Source organism: Stenotrophomonas sp. UBA7606 (assembly GCF_002477705.1).
Classification (GTDB): Bacteria; Pseudomonadota; Gammaproteobacteria; order Xanthomonadales; family Xanthomonadaceae; genus Stenotrophomonas.
The window spans coordinates 41,207-45,403 of sequence record NZ_DLJW01000004.1 but is presented as its reverse complement, the minus strand read 5'-3'; the positions used below and the strand labels follow the sequence as shown (position 1 = coordinate 45,403).

Genomic DNA, 4,197 nt, shown 5'->3' with positions numbered 1-4,197 from the left:
GAGCCATGCTCGGCAGGGGCATTACCAGCGAAAGGCCACCTCCCCAGCCTTTCCCTCGGCTGCGCCAAAGGAAGGGAGCATGGCGCGGCAGAGCCTGCCCGGCATGCCGCTTGCCGACATTGGTTTGGCATTGCAGGATGGCGCTTATCGACAAGGCCGCTGCCGAGCATGGCTCGGCACTACCTTGGTTCGCGGCTCACGCTGCTTCTACATCACGGTGGACGTTCCATGCCTGCAGCATTGCCTGTCTACATGCCCTGGTTGATGACCGCTGGTTTCGGTTGGCTCTACTACCGGCGCATCCGCCGACACTTCGGTTGGCAAGCCTGGCGGCCGGTCCGCAATGGCATCCGCATCGGCATCCTGTCGATGGTCAGCGCGATGCTGGTGCTTGCGGCGGTATATGTCCCGCATGTTGTTTGGGGTGTTGTTGCAGGTTCGATTGCCGGCGTGGGGCTGGGCGGGTTCGCGCTCAAACATACCGTGATCAGTACGCGTGATGGTGCGCCGGGCTATACGCCCAATCCGTGGATCGGCGGTGCGTTGGCGGTGCTGCTGATCGGGCGCCTGGCCTGGCGCTGGTATGCCGGTGCGTTCAGCCAGGGCATGGGGCCGGGGATGGGTAATGCCAGTCCATTGACCCTGGCCTTGGCGGCGGCCCTGGTCTGCTATGGCCTGGTGCAGGCGATAGGACTGGCAGTGCGGTTGCGAGCGGGCAACACCGCAGCGTAGTGCCGAGCGATGCTCGGCAAAGCGGGGTGTCGGTAAGGCCCTTGCCGAGCATGGCTCGGCACTGCATTGGTAAGGCATCTGCCGAGCATGGCTCGGCACTACCGGGTGGGTCAGTCTGCTTTGGGGGTCAGCTTCAACAGGCGGCCGTTGCTGCCGTCTTCCAGCAGCCAGAGTCCACCATCGGGGCCTTGTTCCACTTCGCGGATGCGGTTGCCCATGTCGAAGCGTTCGGCTTCGCGGGCCTTGTCGCCGTCAAAGGCAACGCGTACCAACGACTTGGACGACAGCCCGCCAATGAAACCGCTGCCCTGCCACTGCGGGAACAGGGCACCGTTGTAGATGATGAAGCCCGCCGGTGAGATCACCTGGCGCCAGGTCACTACCGGGGCGATGAAGTCCGGGCGGGTGTCGTGGTCCGGAATGGGGCGGCCGTCGTAGTGATCGCCGTTGGAGACGATGGGATAGCCGTAATTGCCGCCGCGCTGGATCAGGTTCAGCTCATCGCCTCCCTTGGGGCCCATCTCGTGCTCCCACAGCTTGCCGTTGCCGTCGAAGGCCAGGCCCAACACGCTGCGATGGCCCAGCGACCATACCTGGTCAGCCGGTGAGCCCTGTGCCACGAACGGATTGTCGGCCGGCACGCTGCCATCGTCGTTGAGGCGGATGATCTTGCCCAGGTTGGTCTTCATGTCCTGCGCCGGGTCGAACTTCTGCCGTTCGCTGGAGCTGATCCACAGCTTGCCATCCGGGCCGAAGGCGAGGCGGTGACCGTAGTGACCACGGCCGCTGACCTTGGGGGTCTGCCGCCAGATCACCTGCGCATCCGTCAGCTGGCCGCTGCCGTCGGCATTCAAGACCAGCTTGGCACGGGCTACTGCCGCGCCGCGGGTGTCGTCCGCGCCGTCTTCGGCATAGCTGTAATAGACCAGGCCGTTGCTGGCGAAGTGTGGATGGACAACAACGTCGCCAAAGCCGCCCTGGCCGCCATAGGCCACGGTGGGCACGCCGCTGATGTTGCCGCGCTTGCCGCTGGCCGGATCGAAGTGGACCAGCTTGCCGCCCTTCTCGGTGACCAGCAGGCTGCCATCGGGCAGGAAGGTCATTGCCCAGGGTTCGTTGAAGCGCGCGGCTTCGGTGGCGGTGAATGGCCACTGCGCCGGCTTTACCGCTGCTTCGGCGGCAGGGTCCGGATCCGCGGCACAGGCGCTGGTGAACAGGACGGGAGCAAGGGCAAGGCTCATGCTGAGCAGGAGGGTGCGGGGCATGGAGGTCTCCAGAAACGGTAGGCGATACCAGTGCAGGGTTTTACACCATGATGGCCGATGCTGCCTGTTCCGGGGGGATGGGACTGCCACATGGAATCGCTTACCGTAGCGGCCGAGCGCCCGCGGATTCTGGGTCCCCTGCACCTGCAAAAAAGGAGTTTTCATGACCAAGCAACAGATCAATCGCCCCTCCGCCGCGTTCATCGCCTCCGCTTGGACGGCATTGTTGTTGGGGGCGGTGGCCTACCTGGTCGGCCTGTTCAACGCCGAGATGCTGCTCAACGAGAAAGGCTATTACCTGACCCTGCTGCTGTTCGGGCTGTTCTCGGCGGTATCGCTGCAGAAGAGCGTGCGTGACCGGCTGGAGAACATCCCGGTGAGCAGCCTGTATTACAGCCTGTGCTGGTTCGCACTGCTGTGCGCGCTGCTGCTGTTGCTGGTGGGGCTGTGGAACGCGACCCTGCTGCTCAGCGAGAAGGGCTTCTACGGCATGTCGTTCGCCCTGTCGCTGTTTGGCGCCGTCGCCGTGCAGAAGAACACCCGTGACGTGATGGCCGCCGATGCGGCTTACGGCACCCCGCCGCTGCCGCCGCAGGACTGATTGAACGACACTCCCATCCCCGCGCGGGTGGGAGTGGCTGCAGGCAATCAGCTGTCGCTGCTTTGATCCTGCTCCGGCTGGTTCACCGTATGCCGGGCGACGATGCCGGTGGCGGTGACGCCGCCAGTGGCATTGCCGATGGTGCAGAACACATCGGGGATGGTATCCACCGCCAGCAGCACACCCAGCGGTTCCACCGGCAGGCCCAGGCTCTGGGTGATCGGCATGTTGTTGGTCATGAAGTTGGCCTGGCCGGGCAGGCCGGTCGAGCCCATGCTGATGGCCGCTGCCAGCAGTACCGCCACCGCATATTGCGAGGCATGCACGTCGATACCGTACAACCAGGCAATGAAGCTGGCCACGGCGATGTACTGCGCCGGGCTGGTGATGCGGAACAGCGATACCGCCATTGGCAGCACCAGCGAGGTGAGCGCCGGCGGATAGCCCAGGCGGTTGCGCGCGCTGTCGATCATGGCCGGCAGCGAGGCCAGCGAGGACTGCGTGCTGCCGGCAATCACCTGCACCGGCACCAGCGCACGGGCGAAGCGGCCGAACGGTTCACCGGCAGCGAAGCGGGCGACCACGTAGAGCAGCAGGGTGATCAGGATGTAGATCACGCACATCAGCACGATGTAATAGCCAAGCACGCCGAGGATGCTCATGCCGACCTCGGCGCAGACCACGAACACCAGCGCGAACACGCCGACCGGCGCCGCCCACAGCACCCAGCGCACGATGGTGATCATGGTGTCGGCGATGATGCGGATGATGTCGAGGATGCGCTCGCGGCGGTCGGGTTCCTGCCGGCTCAAGGCAAAGCCGAAGAACATGGCGAAGGCGACCAGCGGCAGCATCGCACTGGAGGCGGCCGCGGCCAGTGCATTGCTGGGAATCAGCGAGCTGATCCATTGCGCAGCGCTGGGCGGGGTGGCGCCGGTGGCCGGTGAGCGCAACGCGTCGCGGAAGGCCTGGATGTTGTCGGCATCGCGTGGCAGCAGGTCCAGCAGCAGCGGGGTGATCACCGCCGAGAACGCCGCCGAACCGACCAGCAGCACCAGGAATACGATGATGGCGTTGCGCGCGGTACGACCGGAGGCGGCGGCATTGCTGGCGGTGTTGACGCCAACGATGACCAGGGCGGTCACCAGGGGCACCACCGTCATCTGCAGTGCATTGAGCCAGAGTCGGCCGATCGGGCGCAGCACGTCGGCGATCTTCAGCGCCAGCGCCTGGTCATAGGCGGTCAGCGCCAGCCCGACGATAGCGGCGAGCACCAACGCGATCAACACCTTGACCGGTGCGGAGACCTTGGAAGATTTTGCGGGTGCGCTGGCGGTCATCTAGTCGGTGTTCGGCAGGAGAAAGGGGAAGATGCCCGGAACCTGGCAAATGCTCAATGGGCAGTGTCCGCAAGCAGCGGCAGTTCCCAGTCGTGTTGCAGGCGCTGGTACTCGGCCTGCGGCAGCAGCACGAACAGCGGCTTGGCCTGCGGCGACAGCCATTCCAGCAGGGCGGACATGCGCTCGGGTTCCATCGCCGTGCAACCGGCGGTGGCTTCGCCAGGCTGGCGCCACAGATGGGCGAAGATGCAGCTGCCCT

4 protein-coding genes and 1 pseudogene are annotated in these 4,197 nt (G+C 65.1%); 2 read left to right on the top strand and 3 right to left on the bottom strand.

All coding sequences use genetic code 11. The features are described 5' to 3' along the window. The first annotated feature begins 228 nt into the window (after nucleotides 1-228). Nucleotides 229-732, top strand: coding sequence for a hypothetical protein (locus tag B2527_RS01245; RefSeq protein ID WP_293705665.1), 504 nt, complete (start codon nucleotides 229-231; stop codon nucleotides 730-732). A 110-nt stretch (nucleotides 733-842) separates the two neighbouring features. On the opposite strand, the gene B2527_RS01240 is transcribed toward B2527_RS01245, so the two are convergent. Then, nucleotides 843-1,997: a PQQ-dependent sugar dehydrogenase gene (locus tag B2527_RS01240; RefSeq protein WP_293705663.1), complete on the bottom strand. Its 1,155-nt coding sequence runs from the start codon at nucleotides 1,995-1,997 to the stop codon at nucleotides 843-845. 163 nt (nucleotides 1,998-2,160) lie between these two features. Between B2527_RS01240 and yiaA the strand changes: the two genes are divergently transcribed. Beyond that, nucleotides 2,161-2,598 carry an inner membrane protein YiaA gene (gene yiaA, locus B2527_RS01235; protein ID WP_293705661.1) on the top strand — a complete coding sequence of 146 codons (438 nt, stop codon included), beginning with the start codon at nucleotides 2,161-2,163 and terminating at the stop codon, nucleotides 2,596-2,598. Nucleotides 2,599-2,645: 47 nt separating this feature from the next. On the opposite strand, the gene B2527_RS01230 is transcribed toward yiaA, so the two are convergent. Then, entirely contained in the window at nucleotides 2,646-3,938 is a 1,293-nt protein-coding gene (locus B2527_RS01230) for a dicarboxylate/amino acid:cation symporter (RefSeq protein WP_293705659.1), read from the bottom strand. A 53-nt stretch (nucleotides 3,939-3,991) separates the two neighbouring features. Next, nucleotides 3,992-4,197 (bottom strand): annotated as a pseudogene (locus tag B2527_RS01225) (hypothetical protein); the annotation flags it as partial.